The 26,225-nt window shown below is 54.8% G+C and carries 25 protein-coding genes; 21 read left to right on the top strand and 4 right to left on the bottom strand.

Annotated features, from left to right (window positions below; translation table 11 throughout):
* Positions 1 to 107 precede the first annotated feature (107 nt).
* Both ACTUHY_RS08505 and ACTUHY_RS08510 read right to left on the bottom strand, forming a co-directional pair.
* Positions 108 to 1,085, bottom strand: a complete 978-nt coding sequence (locus ACTUHY_RS08505) for a DEAD/DEAH box helicase (RefSeq protein WP_442827393.1) — start codon at positions 1,083 to 1,085, stop codon at positions 108 to 110.
* A gap of 151 nt (positions 1,086 to 1,236) precedes the next feature.
* On the bottom strand, positions 1,237 to 1,821 hold the full coding sequence (locus tag ACTUHY_RS08510; protein WP_442827394.1) for a hypothetical protein: 585 nt from the start codon (positions 1,819 to 1,821) through the stop codon (positions 1,237 to 1,239).
* 272 nt (positions 1,822 to 2,093) lie between these two features.
* Between ACTUHY_RS08510 and ACTUHY_RS08515 the strand changes: the two genes are divergently transcribed.
* Positions 2,094 to 2,663 carry a recombinase family protein gene (locus ACTUHY_RS08515; protein ID WP_442827395.1) on the top strand — a complete coding sequence of 190 codons (570 nt, stop codon included), beginning with the start codon at positions 2,094 to 2,096 and terminating at the stop codon, positions 2,661 to 2,663.
* 517 nt (positions 2,664 to 3,180) lie between these two features.
* On the opposite strand, the gene ACTUHY_RS08520 is transcribed toward ACTUHY_RS08515, so the two are convergent.
* Positions 3,181 to 3,969, bottom strand: a complete 789-nt coding sequence (locus ACTUHY_RS08520) for an HAD-IIA family hydrolase (RefSeq protein WP_442827396.1) — start codon at positions 3,967 to 3,969, stop codon at positions 3,181 to 3,183.
* A 240-nt stretch (positions 3,970 to 4,209) separates the two neighbouring features.
* Here ACTUHY_RS08520 and ACTUHY_RS08525 point away from each other — a divergent pair, with 240 nt between their 5' ends.
* From ACTUHY_RS08525 to rsmI, 6 genes are read left to right on the top strand one after another with little or no spacing between them, the layout of a single operon-like run.
* Positions 4,210 to 5,655 (top strand): aminotransferase class I/II-fold pyridoxal phosphate-dependent enzyme, encoded by a 1,446-nt coding sequence (locus ACTUHY_RS08525; RefSeq protein WP_442827397.1) that lies wholly within the window; start codon positions 4,210 to 4,212, stop codon positions 5,653 to 5,655.
* Complete coding sequence (gene tmk, locus ACTUHY_RS08530; protein ID WP_442827398.1) at positions 5,652 to 6,275, top strand: dTMP kinase; 624 nt, start codon at positions 5,652 to 5,654, stop codon at positions 6,273 to 6,275. The genes ACTUHY_RS08525 and tmk overlap by 4 nt, the downstream gene beginning before the upstream one ends.
* A 30-nt stretch (positions 6,276 to 6,305) precedes the next feature.
* On the top strand, positions 6,306 to 7,352 hold the full coding sequence (locus ACTUHY_RS08535) for a DNA polymerase III subunit (protein WP_442827399.1): 1,047 nt from the start codon (positions 6,306 to 6,308) through the stop codon (positions 7,350 to 7,352).
* A gap of 2 nt (positions 7,353 to 7,354) precedes the next feature.
* The gene (locus ACTUHY_RS08540) at positions 7,355 to 8,197 is read left to right on the top strand and encodes a PSP1 domain-containing protein (protein ID WP_347567798.1); all 843 of its coding nucleotides are present in this window, start codon (positions 7,355 to 7,357) and stop codon (positions 8,195 to 8,197) included.
* Entirely contained in the window at positions 8,197 to 8,931 is a 735-nt protein-coding gene (locus ACTUHY_RS08545) for a tRNA1(Val) (adenine(37)-N6)-methyltransferase (protein WP_442827400.1), read from the top strand. Before ACTUHY_RS08540 ends, ACTUHY_RS08545 begins: the two co-directional genes overlap by 1 nt.
* Positions 8,921 to 9,751 carry a 16S rRNA (cytidine(1402)-2'-O)-methyltransferase gene (rsmI, locus tag ACTUHY_RS08550; RefSeq protein ID WP_442827401.1) on the top strand — a complete coding sequence of 277 codons (831 nt, stop codon included), beginning with the start codon at positions 8,921 to 8,923 and terminating at the stop codon, positions 9,749 to 9,751. Before ACTUHY_RS08545 ends, rsmI begins: the two co-directional genes overlap by 11 nt.
* Positions 9,752 to 9,826: 75 nt before the next feature.
* Here the strand turns inward: rsmI and ACTUHY_RS08555 are convergent, their stop codons facing one another.
* Entirely contained in the window at positions 9,827 to 10,702 is an 876-nt protein-coding gene (locus ACTUHY_RS08555; RefSeq protein ID WP_442827402.1) for a LysR substrate-binding domain-containing protein, read from the bottom strand.
* A 112-nt stretch (positions 10,703 to 10,814) separates the two neighbouring features.
* Between ACTUHY_RS08555 and ACTUHY_RS08560 the strand changes: the two genes are divergently transcribed.
* The 14 genes from ACTUHY_RS08560 to ACTUHY_RS08625 all read left to right on the top strand — a co-directional run bounded on the left by ACTUHY_RS08560 (position 10,815) and on the right by ACTUHY_RS08625 (position 26,199).
* Positions 10,815 to 11,834, top strand: a complete 1,020-nt coding sequence (locus tag ACTUHY_RS08560) for a YeiH family protein (RefSeq protein ID WP_442827403.1) — start codon at positions 10,815 to 10,817, stop codon at positions 11,832 to 11,834.
* A 111-nt stretch (positions 11,835 to 11,945) separates the two neighbouring features.
* Entirely contained in the window at positions 11,946 to 13,898 is a 1,953-nt protein-coding gene (gene metG / locus ACTUHY_RS08565) for a methionine--tRNA ligase (RefSeq protein ID WP_442827404.1), read from the top strand.
* A gap of 1 nt (position 13,899) precedes the next feature.
* Positions 13,900 to 14,685, top strand: a complete 786-nt coding sequence (locus ACTUHY_RS08570) for a TatD family hydrolase (protein ID WP_442827405.1) — start codon at positions 13,900 to 13,902, stop codon at positions 14,683 to 14,685.
* A 135-nt stretch (positions 14,686 to 14,820) separates the two neighbouring features.
* Positions 14,821 to 15,807 carry a 3D domain-containing protein gene (locus ACTUHY_RS08575; protein ID WP_442827406.1) on the top strand — a complete coding sequence of 329 codons (987 nt, stop codon included), beginning with the start codon at positions 14,821 to 14,823 and terminating at the stop codon, positions 15,805 to 15,807.
* 16 nt (positions 15,808 to 15,823) lie between these two features.
* Positions 15,824 to 16,369, top strand: a complete 546-nt coding sequence (gene rnmV / locus ACTUHY_RS08580; protein ID WP_442827407.1) for a ribonuclease M5 — start codon at positions 15,824 to 15,826, stop codon at positions 16,367 to 16,369.
* 3 nt (positions 16,370 to 16,372) lie between these two features.
* Positions 16,373 to 17,227 carry a 16S rRNA (adenine(1518)-N(6)/adenine(1519)-N(6))-dimethyltransferase RsmA gene (gene rsmA, locus ACTUHY_RS08585; protein WP_442827408.1) on the top strand — a complete coding sequence of 285 codons (855 nt, stop codon included), beginning with the start codon at positions 16,373 to 16,375 and terminating at the stop codon, positions 17,225 to 17,227.
* Positions 17,224 to 17,484, top strand: coding sequence for a cysteine-rich small domain-containing protein (locus tag ACTUHY_RS08590; RefSeq protein WP_442827409.1), 261 nt, complete (start codon positions 17,224 to 17,226; stop codon positions 17,482 to 17,484). Before rsmA ends, ACTUHY_RS08590 begins: the two co-directional genes overlap by 4 nt.
* A 124-nt stretch (positions 17,485 to 17,608) precedes the next feature.
* Complete coding sequence (groES, locus tag ACTUHY_RS08595) at positions 17,609 to 17,899, top strand: co-chaperone GroES (protein ID WP_278675581.1); 291 nt, start codon at positions 17,609 to 17,611, stop codon at positions 17,897 to 17,899.
* 73 nt (positions 17,900 to 17,972) lie between these two features.
* The gene (gene groL, locus ACTUHY_RS08600; RefSeq protein ID WP_278675583.1) at positions 17,973 to 19,604 is read left to right on the top strand and encodes a chaperonin GroEL; all 1,632 of its coding nucleotides are present in this window, start codon (positions 17,973 to 17,975) and stop codon (positions 19,602 to 19,604) included.
* Positions 19,605 to 19,987: 383 nt separating this feature from the next.
* Entirely contained in the window at positions 19,988 to 20,497 is a 510-nt protein-coding gene (gene tpx / locus ACTUHY_RS08605) for a thiol peroxidase (protein WP_442827410.1), read from the top strand.
* Positions 20,498 to 20,563: 66 nt separating this feature from the next.
* Positions 20,564 to 21,688, top strand: coding sequence for an SLC13 family permease (locus tag ACTUHY_RS08610; RefSeq protein WP_442827411.1), 1,125 nt, complete (start codon positions 20,564 to 20,566; stop codon positions 21,686 to 21,688).
* A gap of 324 nt (positions 21,689 to 22,012) precedes the next feature.
* Positions 22,013 to 22,531: a transcription elongation factor GreA gene (gene greA, locus ACTUHY_RS08615; protein ID WP_442827412.1), complete on the top strand. Its 519-nt coding sequence runs from the start codon at positions 22,013 to 22,015 to the stop codon at positions 22,529 to 22,531.
* A 27-nt stretch (positions 22,532 to 22,558) separates the two neighbouring features.
* A complete protein-coding gene (gene lysS / locus ACTUHY_RS08620; protein WP_442827413.1) occupies positions 22,559 to 24,562 on the top strand; it encodes a lysine--tRNA ligase in 2,004 nt (667 codons plus the stop codon).
* Positions 24,563 to 24,834: 272 nt separating this feature from the next.
* Positions 24,835 to 26,199 carry an MATE family efflux transporter gene (locus ACTUHY_RS08625; RefSeq protein WP_442827414.1) on the top strand — a complete coding sequence of 455 codons (1,365 nt, stop codon included), beginning with the start codon at positions 24,835 to 24,837 and terminating at the stop codon, positions 26,197 to 26,199.
* The last annotated feature ends 26 nt before the right edge of the window (positions 26,200 to 26,225 follow it).

Consider the following 26,225-nt stretch of genomic DNA (forward strand, 5'->3'; position numbering starts at 1 on the left):
TATTGGACAGCATCCATTTTGAATTGTTTGTCGAACTTCGTCATACTAAGGCCCCCTATATATACTTTTATTGTATCACTTTATGGAAAACCTCAGTTTGACTTGTCCTATTTATATGCTAGCACCAAGGACTTTATTTTCTTAAGCTGTTTTGGTTTGGCCTTATTGGTATACCAACTATAGGATAGCCCCTTAGAAGGAATCTCTTTATACTCTCTATCAGAGGTCTCCAATAAATGCTCCTTACAGATATTCAAGCGTTTATATCCTTTGGGCTTCTTGTCTATGTAGCCCCTTTTAAAGGGGGAATCATTAATAATAGGGTTTCTATCAATATGATAATACTCTATAGGGAACTGAAAGAGCTCACAGTAGGCATGAAAGAGGGAGTAACGGACTCTATAACTCAATACCGTAACGGACTCAAACATAGACCATAGTTCAGGATTCATGAGAATTATAAAGGGGTTTTCTTTTCCACCCTGATAGGCTTCTTTTGAAAGGTAAACAGTATAACCAGTGAAAAATTCCCTATAGTGCCTATAGATAACCGATAAATCTTCAGGAGCTGTCCAATGAATTCTATTACTGTCAGAATCTATAGCAATAATATTTCGTCCCTTCATTTCCTCAATGTCAGAAGGGGTTAAAGAAGGTAATTTCTCTAAAGGAGAATCTTTTATATCTATCTCTATAGCGGGTTCTTCATCAATGAAAAGACTATAGGAGTATTTCCCTTTAGTAGAAGATTCCTTCAGTGTCTTAAATAGTTCATTGGTTTCCATTTCATAGAATCTATGAGTAGTGATAATATTTTCTCCTCTTTCAATAGCATCAAGGGTATCTCTATTTTTCCGTCCTTCAATAGGTGCCATATAGACATCTATACCGCCCTCTTTCAGAGCATTATAGATTCTTTCACATTCAGTCACTAAAGGAACCATAACAATAAATCTCTTTCCCCCCTCTAGGGGTGCTGTAAAGGGGTTGTTATAGGCAGTCTCTAGGTGGTTTATTAGGGCTGTAGTCTTTCCCTCTCCTGTGGGTGCATCCACAACTCTGATTGTTATTATTTTATTATCCATTGTGTTTTCTCCTAATTAAAAAAATAACTCCTGATGAGATTTCCTTAGGACTATCTATTAGAGATACATAAATAGGGAGCTAATGAGAGACACTCCTAAAGAAATTTAAAAAGGAGAGAAACAAACTACTTACTATATTCAGTTGTCAGAGTTAATCAGTCAGACCATAAGAAGAAGCAGAAGGATAATTAGTATCTTCATTTGTTGTCTCCTCTAGTAACAATAATGCTTCAAGCTGTAATCTAATCCCATTGTTATTCCTGTTGATATGATAGGGGACAGGCTTAAAGCAAATTCGGACTTTACTACCTACAGGAATAGGAGTATCAGAGGGCTTTAATCTATCTCCCTTTGAGTTGAACAATTGAATATTAATGGGCTTTTCCTCATGAGTTGTATGGTCTATATAAGATACCTTAGAAGCAAATTTAAACCGTACAGAATTATCTTTGCCTTCTTTCAAAGAAATATTGGGTTCTTTTTTCCATGGTTTCCCTGAGAACTTAGGAGCCTGTTTAGCTTCTTCAAGGACTCTCAATAATTCACTTTTTAGAGCCTGAGTCCCTTCTTTGGTAAACTCTACCTGAATAGAATAGTTGTTTGTGGGCTGTCCATTAAATTCCTCTGGCTTATCCAGATAGGCCCAATAGGCTTTTCCTACAGGTGTGACTATTCTACCTCTGTTAATCTTCTTGATAGTGCTGTACTTCTCATTGTCGGTGTTTGTGGTGTTCATGATTCTTTGTCTCCTTCCTTTTCATTGTTTTCTTTGGCTGTTTGCTTAAGATTGTCTGTAGGTATACCTTATGGTATATCTCTATATAGTGTGCCAATTAAATTAATGTTTCAAAAGTTTACTTTTAGACAGAGAGAATTTAGAGGTGTTTTTACGTGTCTAAAAGTTATATAAAGAGTATTGAAATATATCAAAAATAAGATTGACATTTTGAAATATACGAATTAGAATTAAATCATCACAAGAAATGAAAACAAAGGGAGTGAAAGACAATGGCTAATGTGTGTTATATCAGAGTATCCACCAAAGACCAAAACACAGGGAGACAACACGCCTGCTTTACTGACAAAGGAATCAAGATTGATAAGACCTATGAAGAGAAGATAAGTGGGAAGGACAGACAAAGACCACAGTTAAAAGCAATGATGGAATATGTGAGAGAGGGAGATACAGTATATCTCGAAAGTATCAGCAGACTGGCAAGAAATACTTTAGACTTTCTTAACATTGTGGACGAACTCACAAAGAAAAAGGTAAACCTTATCAGCCTTAAGGAACAGATTGATACCACCACACCACAGGGAAGGTTTATTCTTCACATATTTGCTTCTCTGTCTGAACTGGAAAGGGAGACCATAAGACAGAGACAGAGAGAAGGAATTGACCTTTGTCTTGCAGAACATAGGCCCTATGGCAGACCAAAGGTGCTTATTGATGATACATTTAAAGAGGCCTATAAGGAATGGAAAGCAGGGAATATGACAGCAGTTCAGGCAATGACCAAAGCAGGGATGAAACCGAATACATGGTATAGAAGAGTAAAAGAGTATGAAGGAAGATAGAACCAAATAGAAACCAATACAATAGAGGAGGGAGCCATTAGATTAGTTCCCTCTTCTTTTTTTATCCACCTTGATAGGCTTCTTTCTGGTGTTCCCTGTAGCTCTTCATAAAGAAATAGTAAAACGATATGATTCACTATATAGAGAAGGGACTAGAGGGGGAATGAAGGAAATTCAAGCAGACTCAATAGGGCTCACAAAAATTTCTACACAAAAATGGGTCTTGCAATAGGAGCTCTAATTATGCTATGCTGTCCTCATAGAAGAGTTAGGAAGATTCTGGGATACAAGTAGTGTCTAATTGCTACTGTATGTACTTTAAAAGGGCTAAAAAGTGGCTTCTACTCTACACTTTTTCTTACTTAGTGTTCTGTACTAGTGGGTAGGTTTTTACTTTCGAGAGTTCGAATCTCTCCCACTCCGCCATTCAAAAACAAAACCTGCCTGGGGGCAGGTTTTTTTGTGTAAAGAAAAGGGTTGTTGCACGTGTGTGGGTTTCACGCGTGCAACAACCCCCTTATTTTTCCGGCACCAGATCTCCGATCCCGTTCAGGATGTAATGGGGCTGATAGGAGAAACGTTTGATGTTTTCTCGGTTGGAGACACCGGTGAGCACTAGTACGGTTTCCATGCCGGATTCCACCCCGCCGATCACGTCCGTATCCATCCGGTCCCCGATCATCACTGCGTCTTCCGAATGGACGCCCAGCCGCTTCAGGCCGGTCCGCATCATCAGGGGATTGGGCTTGCCGATGAAGTAGGCTTTTTTTCCGGTGGCCAGCTCGATGGGGGCGATCAGGGCTCGGCAGGCAGGAATGATCCCCCGGTCGCTGGGGCCGGTCATGTCGCTGTTGGTGCCGATGAGTTTGGCCCCTTTGTGGATCAGCTCCGTGGCTTTGATGATCATTTCATAATTGTAGCCCGTGGTTTCCCCGACTACAACGTATTCCGGATTCACATCATTGTAGGTGATTCCAGCATCATACAGGGCGTTCATCAGCCCATGGGCCCCGATGATATAGGCCGAACAGCCGGGCGCCTGGGTCTTCAGAAAATGGGCCGTAGCCAGGGCGCTGGTATAGAAATGGTTCTCTTCGATATCCAGCCCCATGGCCTGGAGCTTCTTCCGCAGTTCCAGGGGAGAGCGTTCGCTGGAGTTGGTCAGGAACAGGAACTGTTTCTTTTCTTTCTGGAGCCAGGCTACGAACTCCTTCACTCCGGGCAGCAGGGTGCTGCCATGGTAGATGACGCCATCCATATCACTGATGAACCCTTTTTTCGCACGGATAATATTCAAATCACGCATACGATTCCTCCTTGTTGCCAGATTAAGATCCTATGTCCCAATTATGCCCCGGCGCTCCTCAAAATACAATATCCCTTTGCAAAGAACCTGTTAAAATTCAGTAAAATTTGCTGGATCGGCCCCGGTACACCTGATCCAGCCGGTCCCTGCTTCCGAGAGACCGGGTGGGATAGGGGCTTCGTCTCTTTCCACACCCCCTATCCGTATGGTACAATAAGATGTTACTAAGGAGGAACTGAAGTGACTGCAAAACGACCTTTACTGACGGCGGTAGAAACGTACCGCCGCTGCCATATCTATCCCCTGCATACCCCTGGCCATAAAGGAGGCCGGGGGGCGGATCCGGCCCTGCGCCATCTGGTGGGGGATGTGGCTTTGGAGAGCGATGTGTCTCTCATGGCCGAACTGGACGATATCCACCATCCGGAGGGCTGCATCCGGGAAACGGAAGAGCTGGCAGCCCGGCTTTACGGGGCGGACCGCTGTTTCTTGGGAGTCAACGGGACCACGGGCGTGATCCACGGCATGCTGCTGGGGGCTCTGCGCCCGGGAGAGAAGATCCTGGTGCCTCGGAACAGCCACCGGAGCGTCCTGGGAGGGCTGATCCTGGGGGGATTGGATCCGGTGTACGTGCAGCCGGCATACGATCCCCATTGGCGCCTGACTTTGCAGATGAGTCCGGAACAGGTGGCACAGGCCCTGGACAAAGATCCGGAGATCCGGGCTGTATTCCTGACTACCCCCAACTATTTCGGGCTGGTGGCGGATACCCGGAAGATCGCAGAAATCGCCCATGCCCACGGGGCCCTGTTGCTGGTGGATGAGGCCCACGGCCCCCACCTGGGGTTTTCGGACCGGCTGCCGCCCAGTGCCATGGCTTCCGGAGCCGATGCGGCAGCCCAGAGTACCCACAAGATCCTGGGTGCCATGACCCAGTGCAGCCTGCTCCAGGTGCGCTATGGCCGGATCTGTCCGGAAGCCATGGAAGCGGCCATGAGCCTGGTGACCACCACCAGTCCCAATTACCTTTTGATGGGGGCCCTGGATGCGGCCCAGGCTCAGCTGGCAGAGCGGGGCAAAGCCATGGCGGAAGCCTCCCTGCGGGCTGCAGGGACCCTGCGCCGGGCCCTCCATCAGGTGCCGGGGCTGCCCGTCCTGGAACAGGAACTGGTGGGCAAGGGCGGTGTGACGGCCCTGGACCCAGGAAAAATCACCCTCCAGGTGAGTTCCCTGGGCGTTACCGGACCGGAAGCCGCCGCTGCCCTGCGGCAGGCGGGAATCTCCGTGGAACTGGTGGATGAGGACCATGTGCTCCTGCTGGTGACTTACGCGGATGAAGGACCGGAACTGGAAAAAGTGGGAGAGATACTTTGCCAGGTGCTGGAATCCATCCGCAGGCCCGGACGGGTCTTGGGTCCGGTGCCTCCCCTGGCGGAGCTGCCGGAAAGGGTGCTGTCCCCGCGGGAGGCGTTCTTCGCCAGACACCGGCCAGCTGTTTTCGAAACCGCAGCCGGGAAAATCTGCGGGGAAACCATCAGCTTCTACCCTCCGGGAATCCCTCTTGTGATGCCGGGAGAGCGGCTCACGGAAGGACTGATCCGGTACTGCCGGGAAATGCAGAGAAAGAAACTGCTGGTCAGCGGTCCCCAGGACAGCACGCTCCAGCAGATCGAGGTACTGATATGAAGGAAAAAGAAGGTTTATTCATCACCCTGGAAGGGCCGGATGGGGGCGGCAAGACCACCCAGACCCAGCAGCTGGCCCGCTGGTTCCGGCTCTATGGCCGGGAGGTGCTGATCACCCGGGAACCGGGGGGGACGGCGACTGCGGAGAGCATCCGGGAACTGGTGCTGGATCCGGGGCTGCATCTGTCCCCGGAAACTGAGAGCCTGCTGCAGCTGGCAGCCCGGGCCGACCATGTGAGCCAGGTGATCCGCCCGGCCCTGGAGGCAGGGAAAGTGGTCCTCTGCGACCGGTTCAGCGATTCCACCTTGGTCTATCAGGGCATCCTCCGGGATATGGACCTGGACCAACTGCGGAAACTCAACGATTTTGCCACCCGGGGCCTGCGTCCTGCAGTGACCCTGCTGTTAGACGGAGATCCCCGGGAACTGGTGAAACGGCGGAACGAACGGGGCATCGTTGACAAATTCGAACTCCAGGGACTGACCTTCCAGGACCGGGTCCGGGCGGGATACCTGCAGTTGGCCCAGGCGGAACCGGAACGGATCCTGGTGGTGGATGCCCTCCAGGAACCGGAAGTGGTCACGGAAGAGATCATCAAGAAACTGGAAAAATGGATGTAAATTGGAAGCAGGACAGCAGGAGGACGGGAAATGTGGGAAACCATCATCGGACATAAGGGGGAGAAGGTCTTTTTGCGGAATATGCTGACTGGCCCGCGGAAGACGCCCTCCCTGCTCTTTTATGGACCGGAGGGGATCGGGAAACAGAAAATGGCCCGGGCCTTTGCCCAGAGCTTCCTGTGCCTGGAAAATCCCCTGGTGCCCTGTGCCTGCCGGAGCTGCCGGGCTATGGAAAATGACAGCCATCCGGATTTTATCGAAGTGAGACCTGGCGGGAAAAGCCGGACCATCGGGGTGGACGCCATCCACGAACTGATTGCCAAAGCCGCTTTCGGGCCGGTGCTGTCCCCCTATAAGGTCTGTCTCATCGACGAGGCTCACACCCTCCGGGAAGAAGCCCAGAACAGCCTGCTAAAGCTCCTGGAGGAACCTCCGGATTACTGGTTGTTCCTCCTGGTGGCCGATCAGGCCGAACAGCTGCTGCCCACCATCCGGTCCCGAGTCATCGGCCTGCGGTTCGATCCCCTGACTGAGAGGGAAACGGAACAGGTGCTGGCCTCCATCCAGTTGGGGGAAAAGGATCGGCCGGAAAGCCTGACCGAAGTGGATCTTTCCCAGGTGGAAGCTAAATGGCGGCGGGAACTGCCGGTGCTGGCCCATCTGGCAGGCGGGTCGGCGGGGAAAGCCCTGGCTTGGTTCCGGCTGGATGCCCTGGAGTTGCGGGAAGAAATCCTGGACCTTTTGGAAAATTCCGGCCGGGATGATTTCCTGGTCTATACCGCCGGGCTGCCCTGGCTCAACCGGAATCAACGGCAGGAAGGCCTGGTGATGATGGAACTGCTCTTCCTGCTGCTGCGGGATGGGCTGATCCTCCAGAAACGGCTGCCCCAGCCTCTGTACAATGAAGACCTGCGGTCCCGGCTGGGTCTCTGCTTCGCCGACTGGACGGAAAAAAAGCTCCGGCAGGCTATGGAAGAAACAGAAAAATGCCGGCGGGCCATCTATTCTTTTGTGGTCTGCCGGATGGCGATAGAAGCTTTATTTTTGGGAATCCATCAACTGGATAAGGAGATATGAAATTGGTTACCATCGTTGGAATCCGGTTCAAGCGAGCTGGAAAAATCTATTATTTCTCTCCCGGGGAGTACGATTTGGCTAAGGGCGACCATGCCATCGTGGAAACGGCCCGGGGCATCGAATACGGGGAAGTGGTGATCCCCCGGCAGGAAGTGGAGGAGGGGAAAATCGTCTCCCCCCTGAAGACCGTGATCCGCAAGGCCACGGAGGCCGATGCCCGGAAGGTGGAAGAGAACCACCGGAAGGAAAAAGAGGCTTTTGCCATCTGCGAAAAGAAAATCGCCGCCCGGAAGCTGGATATGCATCTGGTGAATGTGGAATATACCTTTGATGTAGGAAAGATCATCTTCTACTTCACGGCGGACGGACGGATCGATTTCCGGGAACTGGTGAAGGACCTGGCAGCTGTCTTCCGTACCCGGATCGAACTGCGGCAGATCGGGGTGCGGGATGAAGCCAAGATGCTGGGGGGCATCGGGTGCTGTGGACGGCCCCTGTGCTGTGCCACTTTCCTGGGGGATTTCGAGCCGGTTTCCATCAAAATGGCCAAGGAACAGAACCTGTCCCTGAATCCCACCAAGATTTCGGGGATCTGCGGACGGCTCCTGTGCTGCCTGAAATACGAAAGCGACCTGTATTGCGGCAAATGCTGCAAGAAACGGGAAAAGAAAAAGGAACAGAACTTGGTGCCCCGTCCTGGCATGAAAGTGGTGACTCCCAGCGGAGAAGGGATGGTTATGAACATCAGCCGGCGGGAACAGACGGTGACTGTGGAATTGTCCCCTGGGAACCGGGTGGTGGTTTCCTGGGATGAAATCGTGGAATCCGCCCGGACGGAGAAATAATGGAAGGAACGGAACGGCTGGATTGCCTGCCGGATGGGGTCACGAAGATCTGGCAGGATTCCCGGGAATTCTGTTTCACCACAGATGCGGTGTTCCTGGCCGCTTTCCCCCATTTGGTACGGAAGGCCTGCGTACTGGAACTGGGCTGTGGGACCGGGGCAGTGAGCCTTCTTTTGGCCAACAGGGGGGCGGAACAGGTCCTGGGAGTGGATATCAACCCCCATGTGGTGGACCTGTTCCGGCGGAGCATCCGGGACAATGGATTGGAAGGACGGGTGGAAGCCCGTGTGGCAGACCTGCGGGACTATCGACAGGCACTGCCCTGTGATGCCATGGATTTGGTAGCTGCCAATCCGCCCTATCGGATCGGAGGAAGGAAACGGCAGATCGGACAGGCAGCCTGCCATGAAGTGGGGACCTCCTTGGAAGATTTCTTTGCTGCCGCCTCTTTTGCCCTGAAGACCCGGGGCCGGTTCGCTCTGGTCCAGCTGCCGGAGCGGTTCACCGATGCGGTGAAACTGGGGCTCCAATACCATCTGGAACTGAAACGGCTCCAATGGGTCCACGCCTATGTGGACCGGCCGGCCTGGATCTTCCTGGCGGAATTCGTCAAAGGAGGGAAGCCGGGACTGGAGGTGCTGCCGCCTCTGTGTATGTACGAAAAAGACGGCTCCTTCAGCCGGCAGACATTGAAATATTATGCGTTGAAAGGGGATACAGCCCATGGAAAATGAAAAAGGGACCCTGTATCTGTGCGCTACGCCTATCGGGAACCTGGAAGATATGACGCCCCGGGCGGTGCGGGTGCTCCAGGAAGCGGACCTGATCGCGGCCGAAGATACCCGGCACACCCGGCAGCTGCTGACCCATTTCGGGATCCACGGCCAGCTGCTCAGCTACCATGAACACAATAAGGAAAAACAGGGACCGGTGCTGCTGGAGGCCCTGGCCGCAGGGAAAAACATCGCCCTTGTGACGGATGCGGGATTTCCGGGGATCTCGGACCCAGGGGAATTGATCGCCCAACAGGCCATCGCCGCCGGTTTCCCGGTGGTGCCGGTACCAGGGGCCAATGCCTGTCTCACAGCCCTGGTGGCTTCGGGCCTTCCCAGCACGCCCTTCTTCTTTGGAGCCTTCCTGCCCAAGAGCCGGAAGAACCGGAAGGAAAAACTGGAAGAATGGAAGGACATCCCGGCCACACTGGTCCTCTACGAAGCGCCCCATCGGATCCTGGACGTGCTCCAGGACATGGAAGAAGTGTGGGGGGATCGGAAGATGACCCTGGGCCGGGAGCTGACCAAGCTCCATGAAGAATTCTTCCGAGGGACCATTTCCACCTGCCGGCAGCACCTGCTGGAAAAAATGCCCCGGGGGGAATTCGTCCTGGTGGTGGAACAGGGAAAAGTGGAAAAACAGGAGCCCCAAGGGGATCCCCTGGATGCGGTGAAAGCCCTGCTGGAAGAGGGTATGGACAAAAAAGAAGCCCTGGCCCAGGTGGCCAAGGCGTATAAAGTACCTAAACGGGAATTGTACAATCGATTGGTGAGGGAATGATAAAGGGGCTGTTGCATGAGCAATAGCCCTGTCATACGTCATAGGCCAAAGGAAGCCAGCTTTTGCTGCCCTTTTTCACCCCTTCAGCTCCCGGCAGATTTCTTGGAACTCTGGCGCAAAGATGCTGTCTTTGGGCCAGATGAAATCGAAGGGATGCACCATGGAAAAATCTTTCAAAGGAAGCAGGCGGATCCGTCCGTCTGCGATTTCTTTTTCTACAGCGATCCGATACAGGAAGGTGATCCCGCAGTCTTCTTCCAGCAGCTGGATCAGGGCGTGCATGTTCCCAATCTGGATCCGGTGGGCAAACTGGTCCAGGGTAAGACCCTGGAGAGCCAGGTTCCGCTCCAGGATGTTCCGGGTCCCGGAGCCCGGTTCCCGCACCAGCAGCCGTTCTCCCAGAAGATCCCGGCAGAGTTCCGGTTCCCGGACGAAAGCGTGGGAAGCTGCAGCCACTGGGACAAAAGGTTCCAGCCGGAAAAGGAGATGGTCATAGGAACCCGGGGGATAATAGCCTTCTATCAGGGCGAAATCCAGTTCCCCCTGGTCTAGACGGTGGAGCAGATCCTGGGTATTCCCGAAAATAAGGGTCAGTTCCACATCCGGATGGGCCTTCAGGTAACAGGCTGCCGGCTGGGCGATGCCGTATTCTCCGATGGTCATGGTGACGCCGAAAGTGACTCGGCGGATCCCTTTCTGACAAGCTTCCATCTTCCGGGCCAGCAGGGTCTCGTCATTCTGCAGGAGCCGGGCATAGGCGGCCAGGGTCTTTCCGGCGGGGGTCAGGGCCAGGGTTTTGCCCTGATGGGTGAACAGGGGCAGGCCGTAGCGTTTTTCCAGGGCATGGATGTGCTGGGAGACGGCTGGCTGGGTCAGGAAGAGCTGCCGGGCGGCCTGGGTGAAGTTCATGGTCTGGCAGACACAGAGAAAGGTACGTAGCTGGGTATCCATCATTTCCTCCATAACGATATTTTATTATTCCATTATAAACCATAATTTCATCTTTTTGACCGATTTCTTTATAATACAGGAAGCGACCAAATGATGAAAGGGGAAATCTGCCATGTATCAAAGAGGAAAAGGAATCCTGGCCTGCCTGGCCATTGCGGTGCCGGCCTGGTTCTTCGGAAAATTGTTCCCGGTGATCGGGGGTGCCGTCATCGCCATCCTGATGGGGATGGTCATCACCCTGTTCTGGAAGGAAAAAGGAGCTGCCGGGCCGGGGATCCAGTGGACCAGCAAAGTGGTGCTCCAGGCTGCGGTGGTGTTCCTGGGCTTCGGACTGGACCTCCACGCAGTGGCTGCCACGGGAAAGCAGTCACTGCCCATCATCCTTTCCACCATCACCACTTCTCTGGTGCTTTCCTATGTACTGCACCGTCTCCTGGTGATCCCTACGAAGATTTCCACTTTGGTGGGCGTAGGGTCTTCCATCTGCGGAGGATCCGCTATCGCAGCGGCTGCTCCGGCCATCCAGGCGGACGATGAAGAAGTGGCCCAGGCCATTTCCGTGATCTTTTTCTTCAACGTACTGGCTGCCATCCTGTTTCCCCTCTTGGGGACGGCCCTGGGGTTCAGCACCGTCAGCGGGGAAGGCTTCGGGATCTTTGCTGGGACGGCGGTCAATGATACTTCTTCCGTGACGGCAGCCGCTGCTACCTGGGACAGCATGTGGAACCTGGGTACAGCTACGCTGGATAAAGCGGTGACGGTGAAACTGACCCGGACCTTGGCCATCATCCCCATCACCTTGGGCCTGTCTGTGTATTATGGAAAGAAAGGTACAGCAGCGGGCCAAAAATTCCAGGTGAAGAAAGCCGTCCCGGTCTTTGTGCTGTATTTCATCCTGGCTTCCCTGGTGACCACCCTGGCCCTCCAGATGGGCGTGAGCGCCGGTGTCTTTGCGCCTTTGAAGACACTGAGCAAGTTCCTGATCGTCATGGCTATGGCCGCCATCGGACTGAACAGCAATATCGTGAAGCTGATCCGTACTGGCGGCAAACCCATCCTGCTGGGAGGCTGCTGCTGGATCGGGATCACGGCAGTGAGCCTGGCCCTGCAGAAGGTGCTGGGGTTGTGGTGAAAAAGGGGGTATTGCACCGAACGTGCAACACCCCCTTTTTCCGTGCATCTCTGGCTTTTTTGTGATATCATAGATAGTCAGTGAATTATTTTTTGTTAAAGGGGAATGACCATGACGAAACCTGCTTTTTATATTACGACGCCCATTTACTATCCCAGCGCCGACCTGCATATCGGACATGCCTACTGCACCACCATCGCCGACACCATCGCCCGGTACAAACGGGCCAACGGCTTTGATGTCCAGTTCATCACCGGCAGCGACGAACACGGCCTGAAGATCCAGCGGAAAGCGGAATCCTTCGGGGTGAAGCCCATCGAATACACCGACAAGATCGTGGCGGACTTCAAGAAACTGTGGGAGATGCTGGGGGTCAGCTATACCTCCTTCGTCCGCACTTCCAGCCCGGAACACGAAAAGACCGTCCAGACCCTGCTCCAGAAAGTCTGGGAACAGGGGGACATCTACAAAAAGGACTATGAAGGCCTGTACTGCGTGCCCTGCGAATCCTTCTGGACCGAACACCAGGTGGAGGAAGCCGGGGGCGTGTGCCCGGACTGCGGCCGTCCTGTGGAAAAGATGAAGGAAAGCAGCTATTTCTTCCGGATGTCCAAATATGCGGACCGGATCCTGGAATACATCGAGACCCATCCGGATTTCATCCAACCCGTATCCCGCCGGAATGAAATGATCAACTTCATCAAACAGGGGTTGGAAGACCTGTGCATCAGCCGGAGCAGCTTCGACTGGGGCATCCAGGTGCCTTTTGATCCCAAACACGTGGTGTATGTGTGGTTCGATGCCCTTTTGGCCTATTTCACCGGCATCGGCTTCGGCCAGGATATGGACAAGTTCAACCGGTTCTGGCCGGCGGACCTGCACCTGGTGGGGAAGGAAATCGTCCGGTTCCATACCATCATCTGGCCGGCTATGCTGATGGCCATGGGCTTCGACCTGCCCAAAGAAGTATACGGCCACGGCTGGCTGGTGGTGGACGGGGACAAGATGTCCAAATCCAAGGGCAATGTGGTGGATCCGGTGCAGCCCATCCAGGAATTCGGGGCTGACGCCGTCCGCTATTTCCTGCTCCGGGAAATCAACCTGGGTAGTGACGGGAATTACTCTCGGAAGGGCCTGATCAAGCGGTTCAACTCCGATTTGGCCAACGACCTGGGGAATCTCCAGTACCGGACCGTTTCCATGATCGACAAATACCATGGGGGCATCGTCCACAAGACGGTGGTGGACAATGCAACCGATGAGAAATTCCGCAGCCTGGCCGCAGAAACCCTGCAGAACTACCGGGCTGCCATGGACAAATATGCCCTGAACGATGGGATCAAGGCTATCTGGGCCTATGTGGGCGCCGCCAACAAGTACATCGACGAAACTACTCCCTGGATCCTGGCCAAGGATCCGGCCCAGGCCAAACGGCTGGAAGCGGTGATGTACAACCTGGCCGATGCGGTCCGGAACATCGCCATCCTGATTTCCTCCATGATGCCCTTCACCGCTCCCAAGATCTTTGAACAGCTGGGCCTCATCGTACCGGAACAGTTCGACCTGAACGAGGTGGCTTGGGGCAATTTCCCCGACGGCACCAAAGTGGCCAAGGGCCAGCCCATCTTCCCCCGGATCGAGGAAGAAGAGGAAGACAAGCCGGCAGAAGCCAAAAAGGAAGCCAAACCGGCCAAAAAGGAAAAGAAAGCTGACAAAAAAACCGCCGGCGTGGTGACCCCGGACCAGTGCACCATTGAAGATTTCGGCAAGCTGGACCTGCGGGTGGGCACCATCCTCAGCGCGGAAAAGATGCCCAACGCGGACAAGCTGCTGAAGATCCAGGTGCAGGTGGGGGATGAGACCCGCACTATCGTGTCCGGCATCGCTCCCTACTATAAGGAAGAGGAACTCACCGGCAAGAACGTGATCGTCATCGCTAACCTGAAGCCGGCCAAGCTCCGGGGGGTGGAATCCAAGGGGATGCTCTTGGCCGCCTCCGACGGGCAAGGGAACCTGAAACTGGCGGAAGTGCCGGGGATCGCCTCCGGCAGCAAGGTGAAATAATATGAAAAGACTTCCTTTGTTCGATACCCATGCCCATCTGGATGTGGAGAATTTCGACGCTGATAGGGAAGCGCTGCTCCGGGCAATCGGAGAGACCATGGCCGGGATCATCGATCCCGGCTGTGATATTCCCAGCTCAAAAATGGCCCTCAGCCTGGCCCACCAGTACCCCTTTGTGTGGGCGGCGGTGGGGATCCATCCGGAAGAGATCAGCCACAGCAGCCTGGAGGACCTGGACCAGATCGAAGCCTGGTGCGCCGATTCCAGGGTGGTGGCCATTGGAGAAATCGGCCTGGATTACTACAATGATGAACACTCGCCCCATGACCGGCAGCAGGAATTTTTGATCCGCCAGCTTGACCTGGCTCGGAAGACCGGCCTGCCGGTGATCATCCACGACCGGGAGTCCCATGAGGACGTGCTCCGGATCATCCGGGAAGAAGGGAAAGGGGTCCGGGGGGTGCTCCACTGCTTTTCCGGGGACTGGGCCATGGCGGAAGAAGCCCTGTCCTTGGGCTGGTACCTGGGGTTCGGGGGCACCAGTACCTTCAAGAACGACCGGGGGGTGCGGGCCATCCTGGCCCAGGTGCCAGAAGACCGGATCCTCTTCGAGACCGATTCCCCCTATATGGCGCCGGTACCCTACCGGGGCAAGCGGAACAATCCTCTCTATACGGCCATTGTGGCGGAACGGGCGGCGGAACTTAGGGGTACCACGCCGGAAAAAATCATGGAAAGTTCAACAAATAATGCGAAAAAGCTGTTTTTCCGGGTCAAAACCGCGTAAAACAGGTGTATAGTCTACAAAAACTTCACAATTTTGTCCGTATAAAATGTTTAGAATTAGTATCTGGTACTAATTTATTTTTGACAGGAAACGCCTCCTTATGGTATGATGCAAGCACTTTAAGGAGGCGAAACTTTGCGAAAATCACAACCTTTTAAGCGTCCCTATAAGTGGATCGTCGTTTCTCTGCTGCTGGCTGCCAGCGTGAACTTCCTGGGCTTTGCATCCCAGCCGAAGACCGTAAGCATTAAAGTGGACGGACAGACGATCAACCTGAAAACCAGAGCCCTGACGGTCCAGGGTGCCCTGGAAGAAGCCGGTGTCGTTCTTCAGAAAGCTGACGGCTATGATGTCCTCGGCGATGATAGATTCAGTGACGGTGCCACCATCGAAGTGGTGCGGGCCATGCCTGTGAAGGTGTGGAAGGCTGGAAGGACCACCGAATATACCATCGGACGCAAAACTGTGCGAGACGTATTGAATGCTGTGGGAGTGGATTACAGTGGATTCCAAGTCTATCCCGGGCTGGACACGGAAGTGACCCCCGATATGACCATCCATATCATTTCTCCCACCAACAAGCTGGCCACGGAAACCCGGGAGATCCCCTATGAAGTGGAAATGCGGAACAATGACAACCTGCCCCGGGGCAGACAGAATGTGATCTCTGCCGGCCAAAACGGGGTAGAGAAAGTCACCTACCGGGAAGTAAAAGTGGGCAGTGAGACTGTGAGACAGGAACTCCATACGGAGGTCGTCACGGAGCCTGTTTCGGAGATCGTGGAAGTAGGTACGGGGAACAACCTGAATATGATCGAAACCTCCCGTGGTTTCGTCCGTTACCGCTCTGCCAGGACGGTGGAAGCATCCGCCTATACCCTGGCAGAAGGCAGCGGCACAGGGCTTACTTCTACGGGCGTGGTCCCCTATCATGGGGTGGTGGCCGTGGATCCGGATGTGATCCCCTACGGGACCCGGATGTATATCCCTGGCTACGGCTTTGCGGTGGCAGCGGACTGCGGTGGCGCCATCAATGGCAATACTATCGATCTTTATATGGAAGACTATGGGGATGCCATTTCCTGGGGTCGGCGGGACGTGACCATTTATTTCTTGGAATGACAGACAGGAGAAAATCGTGCTGAAAGAAGTGCTGGTAGTAGAAGGCAAGATGGATACCGTGGCGGTGAAGAAGGCAGTGGATGCTGAAACCATCGAGACCGGCGGGTTCACCCTGGCGCCCCATACCCTGGCCCTGATTGAAGCAGCCTACAGGAAACGGGGGATCATCATCATGACCGATCCCGACGGTGCAGGGGAGAGGATCCGCAAGTTCTTGACGGAGCGCTTTCCCCGGGCCGGACAGGCTTTTGTGCCCAAGGCGGAGGCCCTGGCCCATCATGACGTGGGCATCGAACAGGCCCAGCCCGAGGCCATCCGGAAAGCCCTGTCCAAGGTCCGTTTCCAGGAAATGGAGCCCCGAAAGGAATTTTCCTCTCGGGACTTATTTGTTTCCGGGCTGTCCGGGTCCCCGGAAGCGGTGGCCCGGCGGGACAGGCTGGGAGCCATTTTGGGCATCGGCTACGGCAATGCCAAACAGATGGTGACCCGGCTGAACAATTACGGAGTGACCCGGGAGGAATTCCAGGCCGCTCTGGCAGAGATCCACAGGGAAGGGAAATAAGGTATGCTGCATCCAGTGATCGCCAGCCGGGACGTGACCCGGTACATCCTTGATACGTTCGGCCTCCGGGCCAAGAAAAAATTCGGCCAGAATTTCCTCATCAATGAGCAGGTGGTCCGGGGCATCGCCCGGGAAGCTCAGGTGGGGTCTGGGGACCTGGTGCTGGAAATTGGCCCGGGGATCGGCACCCTAACCCAGGCCCTGGCGGAAACTGGCGCCCAGGTGAAGAGCGTGGAGATCGACCGGACCTTGTTGCCGGTGCTGGCCAAGACCCTGGAAGGGTATGACAATGTGGAAATCGTCCCTGGGGACGTGCTGAAGGTGGACCTGGGGGAAGTGACGGAACACCGGCCCTTCACCGTGGCCGCCAACCTGCCCTACTACATCACCACTCCCATCATCTTTGCCCTCTTGGAAGAGGATCTGCCTCTCCAGCGGCTGGTGGTGATGGTCCAGAAGGAAGTAGCAGAGCGGATGATTGCTTCCCCGGGGGGGAAGGACTACGGTCCCCTCTCTCTGGCCCTCCAGTATTATTCCCAGCCCCGGCTGGCCATCCCGGTGCCCGCCCGGGATTTCATGCCCGCTCCCAAGGTGGATTCCATGGTGGTGGTCTGCGACAAACGGGAACACCCAGCGGTGGACGTACCTGCAAAACTGTTCTTCCAGGTGGTGAAGGCGGCCTTTTGCCAACGGCGGAAAATGCTCAACAACTGCCTGAAGACCCTGGGGATCTCCAGTGACCAGGTGCAGAAGCTGCTGGAGGCGGCGGGTATCGACGGGAAGCGCAGGGGAGAATCCCTGACCATGGAAGAATTCGGGAACTTGGCCCGGGCATACCAGGAACTCAGGGAACCATGAGCAGCCGGTACAAGTCCTTTGCCCACCGGCAGTGTGAATTCTTTCCCTGTCACAAAGGGGCGGACCCGGATCGGTTCAGCTGCCTCTTCTGTTTCTGTCCCCTGTACCTGGTCCCGGACTGCGGCGGAGATTTCACACCTATGGCAGATGGGAACAAGGACTGCAGCCGGTGCCTCTGGCCCCATGATCCGGACAGTTATGACCGGGTGATTCGGACCTTACAGAAAAAAGTTTTCAGGCCTTTTGACAAAAAATAGTCAAAAGGCTTGATTTTTTTTGGAAACATGCTATTATAGATACTGTAGTTAGCACTCCAGTGAAATGAGTGCTAATAAAAACAAAAATAACCCATTGCTCATAGAATGAAAGGGGATACGTAAAATGTTAAAACCTTTGGATGACCATGTTGTAGTTGAACCGATTGTGCAAGAAGAAAAGACCAGCAGCGGGATTTACCTGCCGGATACGGCCCATAAGGACAAACCCCAGACGGGGAAGGTCGTTGCTGTAGGTACCGGCCGTCTGCTAGATAACGGCACCCGGGTCCCTTCCGAAGTGAAGGCAGGGGATGTAGTTGTGTTCGCCAAATACTCCGGCAGTGATGTGACCCTGGATGGGAAAGATTACATCATCCTGAGAGACAGCGATATCCTGGCTGTTGTAGAAGACTGAAAGCTTTCTTCCGTCCCGTTTTTGGTAGAGAATACCACACCGTATATTATCTGGAATTAAGGAGTCGATTAGAATGGCTAAACTGATTAAATTTGATGAAGACGCTCGCCGCGGCCTGGAACGCGGTGTCAATGCCCTGGCTGATGCCGTAAAGGTAACTCTGGGGCCCAAAGGCCGCAATGTGGTCCTGGAAAAGAAATTCGGTTCTCCTACCATCACCAATGATGGTGTGACCATCGCCAAGGACATCGAACTGGAAGATCCGTTCGAAAACATGGGCGCTGCCCTGGTCCGTGAAGTAGCCACCAAGACCAACGATATCGCCGGCGACGGCACCACCACTGCTACGGTCCTGGCTCAGTCCATCGTTCATGAAGGGATGAAGAACGTGGTAGCCGGTGCCAACCCCATGGTCCTGAAGAAAGGGATCAAGAAAGCTACGGATGCCCTGGTGGACGAACTCCAGAAGAGCGCCAAGACCGTCAGCACCAAGGAAGAAAAGGCACAGGTTGCTTCCATTTCTGCTGGGGATGAAGAAATCGGCGGCCTGATCGCTGACGCTATGGAAAAAGTCGGCAACGACGGCGTCATCACCGTAGAAGAATCCAAGACCATGGATACTTCCCTGGAAACTGTGAAAGGCATGCAGTTCGACCGTGGGTACATCTCCCCCTACATGGTAACGGATCCGGATAAGATGGAAGCCGTCATGAGCAATCCGTACGTATTCATTACGGACCGGAAGATCACCCTGATCAATGACATTATGCCTGTGCTGGAAAAAGTGGTACAACAGGGCCGTGAACTGTTGATCATCGCGGAAGACGTGGAAGGCGAAGCCCTGGCTACCCTGGTGGTGAACCGTCTGCGTGGCACTTTCAAGGCTGTGGCTGTGAAGGCTCCTGGCTTCGGTGATCGCCGGAAGGCCATGCTGCAGGATATCGCCACTCTGACCGGCGCTACCGTGATCAGTGAAGAAGTGGGCCGGAAACTGGATAGCGCTACCCTGGCTGACCTGGGTACTGCCGGCCAGGTACGGGTGACCAAAGACCTGACCACTATCGTGGACGGCGGCGGTGACAAACAGGCTGTGGCTGATCGGATTGCTTCCATCCGGGCCCAGATCCCTGAAACCACTTCTCAGTTCGACAAAGAAAAACTCCAGGAACGCCTGGCTAAACTGTCCGGCGGCGTAGCTGTCATCAAAGTAGGTGCTGCTACCGAAACCGAACTGAAAGATAAGAAACTGCGTATCGAAGATGCCTTGAACGCCACCCGTGCGGCTGTGGCAGAAGGTATCGTAGCTGGCGGCGGCACTGCCCTGTTGCAGGTACAGCCGGTACTGGACGAACTGGAAGCTAAGGCTGACGGGGACGAAAAGACTGGTATCGATATTGTGAGACGGGCCATCGAAGCACCGGTACGGCAAATCGCCAACAACGCCGGCCTGGAAGGCGCTGTCATCGTGGAAGCTGTGAAGAAGGCTGCCAAAGGCACCGGCTTCAACGCTGCTACCGAAGAATATGTGGACATGATCAAAGCTGGTATCGTGGATCCCTGCAAAGTGACCCGTTCTGCTCTCCAGAACGCCGCTTCCATCGCTTCCATGATCCTGACCACGGAAGCCGTCGTAGCCGACAAACCGGCTGAAAAGGGCGCCGCAGCTGCTCCTGCCATGGGCGCTGGGATGCCGGGGATGATGTGAGGATAAGCCGCAAGGCGGTAAAGGGGTTGTTGCACGTAACGTGCAACAACCCCTTTTTGTGGTCTCAAGTCTCGAGTCGTGAGTCTCGGGCCGTTGGAAAGAACCCGTCCTGCGGCCAGGTTCTATTGAAAGTACAGAACCAGAACCGTACTGGATAAAGAAACGATTCCCTTATCGTTGTCGAAACTGATTTTATATATTCTAAAATTTGCCTGCAAATTTTTCGTTCGGATCGAGACTCGAGACTCGAGACCGGGATATTGCACAGAACGTGCAATGCCGCCCTATTTTTGCGCAAAAATCCTATTTACGAATAATTATTAAAATGTTATACTATACCTATCAACAAGACTTTATCCGTACGAAATGAGGAGGAATATACAATGGAAAAACGGACTGTGACTTTTGCCGGCAATCCTGTGGCCCTGGTGGGGCCGGAAGTGAAAGTGGGGCAGCAGGCTCCTGCTTTCAAACTGCTGGACAACAAACTGGGGGAAAAGACCCTGAAAGATTATGAAGGGAAGATCAAGGTGATCTCCGTGGTGCCCTCCCTGGATACCGGGGTGTGCGATGCCCAGACCCGCTGGTTCAATAAGGACGTGACCGGCTTGTCCCCTGAAGTGGTGGTGCTGACCGTTTCCATGGACCTGCCCTTTGCCCAGGCCCGGTGGTGCGGTGCCGCCGGTGTGGAAAACGTGGTGACTCTGTCCGATCACCGGGACGCTGATTTCGGGAAGAACTATGGCTTCCTCATGGATGGCCTGCGGCTGGAAGCCCGTGGCGTGGTGGTTGTGGACAAAAACGACAAGGTGACCTACGTGGAATACGTCCCCGAAGTGACCCACGCCATCGACTTCGACGGCGTGCTGGCAGCGGTGAAGGGGCTGCTGTAAGGATAAAAAGGGGGTGCTGCGCAGAACGTGCAGCACCCTCTCTTTTCACGAAAAAAGGAGTTTCCCATGCCATCCTTGTTCCATTTCCTCTGCTCCAATCCCGTCCTTTTCCTGGCTTCTGTGGGAGCTTTGCTGTCTTTTCTGGCGGTGCCTCCTTCTGGGGCCCTTCTGGAGTCCTTGAATCTCCCGGTACTGGCCGTCCTGTTCTGCCTGATGGGGGTGATCGGTGGCCTGCGGGATACGGGCTTTTTTGACTGTCTCCTGGACCGGCTCCTGGGCCGTCTCCAGGACATCCGGCAGCTGGGGGCGGTGCTGGTCTTTGCCTGCTTCTTCGGCAGCATGTGGGTCACCAACGATGTGGCTCTGCTTACCTTCGTCCCTTTTGCCCTGCTGTCCCTGGAAGGACAGGTGACGGAAAAACAGGCGGCTAAGGTCATCGTCCTCCAGACCCTGGCCGCTAACTTGGGGAGCATGGTGACCCCGGTGGGGAACCCTCAGAACCTGTACCTGTACTTCCGGTACCATATGGACCTGGGGGGATTCCTGGACCTGCTGCTGCCCTACACCCTGGCCTCCCTGGTCCTGCTGGTGCTGGGGGTGGTCCTGTGGATCCCCTGCCGTCCTTTGGAGAAAGGAGAACCGGGAAAAGTCGGCCCGGAGGGAAAACCACGGCCCGTGAGAGAAGAACGGGTCTTGGGGGCCCTGTTTCTCCTGTGCCTCCTCACCGTGGCCCGGGTGGCGGACTGGTGGCTCACCCTGGGGGTGGTGACATTGACTATCCTGCTGTACCGGCCCCGGTGGTTCCGTTGGGTGGATGCCCAGTTGCTGGCCACCTTCGTAGCCTTCTTCGTGCTGATCGGGAACCTGGGCCAGGTCCCGGCCTTCCGGCAGCTGCTGGTCCAGTTCCTGGCGGGACGGGAATTCCTCACGGCCCTCTTGGCCAGCCAGGTGATCAGCAACGTACCGGCGGCAGTGCTGCTGTCTGGGTTCACAGATAACGGCAGGGCCCTGGTGCTGGGTACGGACATCGGGGGCCTGGGGACCCTGATCGCCTCCATGGCCAGCTTGATCTCCTACGGCTTCTACGTCCGCCGGTATCCCTGGCTCCAGGGCTATTATCTGAAAATCTTCACCCTGGCCAATCTGGTGTTCCTGGCGGTCCTGGCCGGGATGGCGGCCATTGGCCCCTGACGGGGCTGCTGCGCATATAGCAGCCTTTCTTTGGTCTCGAGTCTCGAGTCGTGAGTTTCGGGCCGCTGGACAGGACCTGCCCTTTAGTCAGGTCCTTTTGAAGGTGTAGGACCAGAATCGTGGCGGATATAGGCTCAAATATCTTATCGTCAGAGAATCCGGTTTTACCCGTTCAAAAATTTGCCTATAAATTTCTCATTTGGCTCGAGACGCGAGACAGGGGGATGCCCATGCACCTCCCTTCCCATTGACAACCCCCGGGAAAAACTCTATAATTTACAAGATATGGCAGTAGCCAAAAAGCCTATAAAGGAGTCGTGAAAGATGGCTGAGCAAACAATCCTGACCGAAGAAGGTCTCAAAAAATTAGAAGACGAACTGGATTATCTCCGTTCTGAAAAACGGCAGCAGGTTGCCGAACGGCTGAAAGTCGCCATTTCTTACGGGGACATCAGCGAAAACTCCGAATATGACGATGCCAAGAATGAACAGGCCTTTGTGGAAGGCCGGATCCTGACCCTGGAAAACATGATCCGCAATGCCAAGATCATCAAGGATACGGACATCACCAAAAACGTGGTTTCCCTGGGCTGCAAGGTGAAAATCGAAGATCTGGAAACCCATGACCAGGAAGAATATACCGTAGTAGGGACCACCGAAGCCGACCCCATGGCCGAACCGCCTCGGATTTCCAATGAATCTCCGGTGGGCAAAGCCATCCTGGGCCAGAAGGTGGGCGCTGTGGTGAAGGTCACCACCCCCATCGGTGAACTGGATTATAAGATCGTGGCCGTCAGCCGTCCTGGCGCCAAGAAGAAAACCGCCGACAAGGCCGCAAAATAATTCCGGAATCAGAGCAGGAGGTATTTCATGTCCGACGAAAAGAAGAACCAACCGGACGTAGAGAAGGAAGCCCTGGCGGACGAAGACGTCAGTGAGCAGATGCAAGTCCGTCTGGACAAGATGCATAAATTAGAAGAAAAGGGCATCCGGCCTTTCGGCCATGCCTACCAGTGGACCCACCACACCAAAGAGGTCCACGACCAGGTAGAAGCCATGGAAGCTGCAGGCACTGTGGTGAAAGTGGCTGGCCGTCTCCTGGCCATCCGTGGCCACGGCAAGACCTGTTTCATGGATCTCCAGGACAAGACCGGCAAGATCCAGCTGTACGTCCGGAAGGACGAAATGGGCGAAGATGCCTACAGCGTGGTGAAGCTGCTGGATATCGGGGATATCGTGGGGGTGGAAGGTACCGTGTTCAAGACCCATATGGGGGAACCTTCCATCCGGGTCCAGAAACTGGAATTCCTCTCCAAGGCCCTGAAACCCCTGCCGGAAAAATGGCACGGGCTGAAGGATAAGGAAATCCGCTACCGCCAGCGGTATGTGGACCTGATCGTGAACCCGGAAGTCCGGGACGTATTCGTGAAACGGACCCAGATTATCAAATGCATCCGGCAGGTGCTGGATGACCAGGGCTACCTGGAAGTGGAGACACCTGTGCTGAACACCATCTCCGGGGGCGCCACTGCACGGCCCTTCATCACCCATCATAATGCCCTGGACATCGATCTGTACCTGCGGATCGCCACGGAACTGAACCTGAAGCGTCTGGTGGTAGGGGGCCTGGAACGGGTGTACGAACTGGGCCGGGTGTTCCGGAACGAAGGGATGGACATCAAACACAACCCGGAATTCACCACCCTGGAATGCTATGAAGCCTTCGGGGACTTCAACACCATGATGGACTTGACGGAAAAGATCGTCACCACCTGTGCGGAAAAGGTCCTGGGGACCCTGAAAATCCAGTATGAAGGCACGGAGATCGACTTGACCGGTCCCTGGCCCCGGATGACCATGATCGACGCTGTGAAAAAATACAGCGGCAAGGACTTCACCGGGGTGAAGGACGTGGAAGTGGCCCGGCAGATGGCCAAAGAAGCCAGCGTGGCAGTGGAACCCGCCTGGGGCGTGGGCAAGATCATCAACGCCTTCTTCGATGAATTCGTGGAAAAGAACCTGATCCAGCCCATCTTCATCACCGGTCATCCCAAGGAAATCTCCCCCCTGGCAAAGAGCAGTGCGGCGGATCCGGAAATCACAGACCGTTTCGAAGGATATATCTTCGGCCGGGAACTGTGCAATGGCTTTACCGAATTGAATGATCCCCTGGACCAGAAGGAACGGTTCGAAAAACAGGTGGAAGAACGGAACGCCGGGGATGACGAAGCAGGTATGATGGACGAAGACTTCATCAACGCCCTGATGCACGGCCTGCCTCCCACAGGGGGCCTGGGCATCGGCATCGACCGTTTGGTGATGTTCCTCACCGGGGCCGTCTCCATCCGTGACGTGCTGCTGTTCCCCACCATGAAGCCCCTGGACGGCGGGAAGAACGAAGCCTCTAAGACCGCTGCTCCTGCTGCCGCTGCTGCTCCTGCAGCTGCAGAAACGGCTGTGGCTGCACCGGTTTTTGAAACGGTGGCCCCGGAGAAGATCGACTTCTCCAACGTGACCATCGAACCTCTCTTCACCGACTATGTGGACTTCGACAAGTTTGCGGACTGCGATTTCCGGGTGGTGAAGGTGAAGGACTGCTTCGCCGTGCCTAAGAGCAAGAAGCTGCTCCAGTTCACCCTGGACGACGGCACCGGCACCGACAGGACCATTCTCAGCGGGATAAAGGCCTACTACGATCCGGAAGAGCTGATCGGCAAGACCTGCGTGGCCATTGTCAACCTGCCGCCCCGGAAGATGATGGGCATCGAATCCTGTGGGATGCTGCTCAGCGCGGAACATATGGAAGGGGAAGAACGGAAACTCCATCTCCTGATGCTGGATCCCCACATCCCAGCCGGCGCGAAATTGTGCTAAAGGGTGCGGCATAGCCGCATCCGGTCTAGGGTCTCGAGTCGTGAGTCTCGGGCCGGAGGAAAAATTTGCAGGCAAATTTTATGAATATATAAAACCTGATTCGTTGACGATAGGATACTCGTTTCTATATTCGGCACAGTCCTGGTTCTGTATATTCAAGAGAAACTGACCCAAAGGGGCAGGTTCTGTCCAGAGGCCCGAGACTCGAGACTCGAGACCTTAAAAGAGGCTGTTGCGAAGGCAACAGTCTCTTTTCTTCTGAAAGAAGGTGAATGATGCAAAAAGATATGACCCGGGGACCCATCGTTCCCATCATCCTCCATTTTTTGTTCCCCATGTTCGTGGGCAATGTGTTCCAGCAGCTGTACAACATGGCGGACATGATCATTGTGGGCCGGTATGTGGGAGCCGGGGCCCTGGCGGCGGTGGGCTCTACCGGCACCCTGATGTTCCTGGTGCTGGGCTTTGCCTTGGGGATCACTGCCGGCTTCGGCATCCTCACCTCCCAGCGGTTCGGGGCCAAAGATGAAGCGGGAGTCCGGCGGAGCGTGGCCAACGGGACACTGCTGGCCCTGCTGCTGTCCGCTGCCATGACCCTTTTGAGCATCGCTGCTGTGCCCTGGCTCCTGGAACTTTTGAACACTCCCGCGGACATCATGGACGATGCCCGGACCTACATCACCATCATCTTCCAGGGGCTCTTCACCAACGTGTTCTACAACATGGCATCCGTGTTCCTCCGGTCCGTGGGGAACAGCAAGGCTCCGCTGTTCTTCCTGGTATTTTCCGCCTGTCTCAATGTGGGGCTGGATCTTCTCTGCATCATCCAATTCGGCATGGGGGTGGCCGGGGCGGCCCTGGCTACGGTGGTGAGCCAGGGGATCTCTGTGCTGCTGTGCATCCTCTATATTGTGCAGAAGGTGCCGGTGCTGGTGCCCTGGCGGGAAGACTGGAAGCTGTACGTCCATGAGACCCGGGAACAGCTGCGGATGGGGGTGCCCATGGCCCTCCAATTCTCCATCACTGCCTCTGGGATCATGATCGCCCAGGCGGCCATCAACCTGTTCGGGTCCACGGCAGCAGCGGCCTATACGGCAGCCTCCAAGGTCTCCATGCTGCTGACCCAGGGGTGTCTGTCCATGGGCCAGACCATGGCTACCTATGCGGGCCAGAACTTCGGGAAAGGGGACCTGGGACGGATTCGGGAGGGAGTGAAGAAAGCCCTCCAGATGATGGTCCTGTATTCGGTGCTGTCGGCGGTGGTACTCCATTACCTGCTGCCCTTCCTGACAGGGTTCTTCTTCTCCGGGGACGTGGATGCGGCGGCCCTGCTGCCCTGGGCCCAGACCTACGGGGACATCGCCATGTGGTTCTATCTGCCCCTCAGCATGATCTTCATCTATCGGAATGCCATGCAGGGAGTGGGGTACGCCCTGGCGCCCACCCTGTGCGGGGTGTTCGAGCTCATGGCCCGGGGGCTCACTGCCCTGGTGGGCATGGAGACTCACAGTTACGCCATCTCCGCCGCTTGCGACCCTATGGCCTGGCTGGTGGCCGGCATCTTCGGCTTTTGCGCCTGGCAGTGGGTGATGAAGGATCTGGAACGGAAACAGGGCAGAGCAGAGAGGCAAGAGTGAAGAGGGACAGGGAGGTAAGAACGTAC

It is taken from the genome of Acidaminococcus nyctereutis (assembly GCF_052216985.1).
Taxonomy (GTDB): domain Bacteria; phylum Bacillota; class Negativicutes; order Acidaminococcales; family Acidaminococcaceae; genus Acidaminococcus; species Acidaminococcus fermentans_A.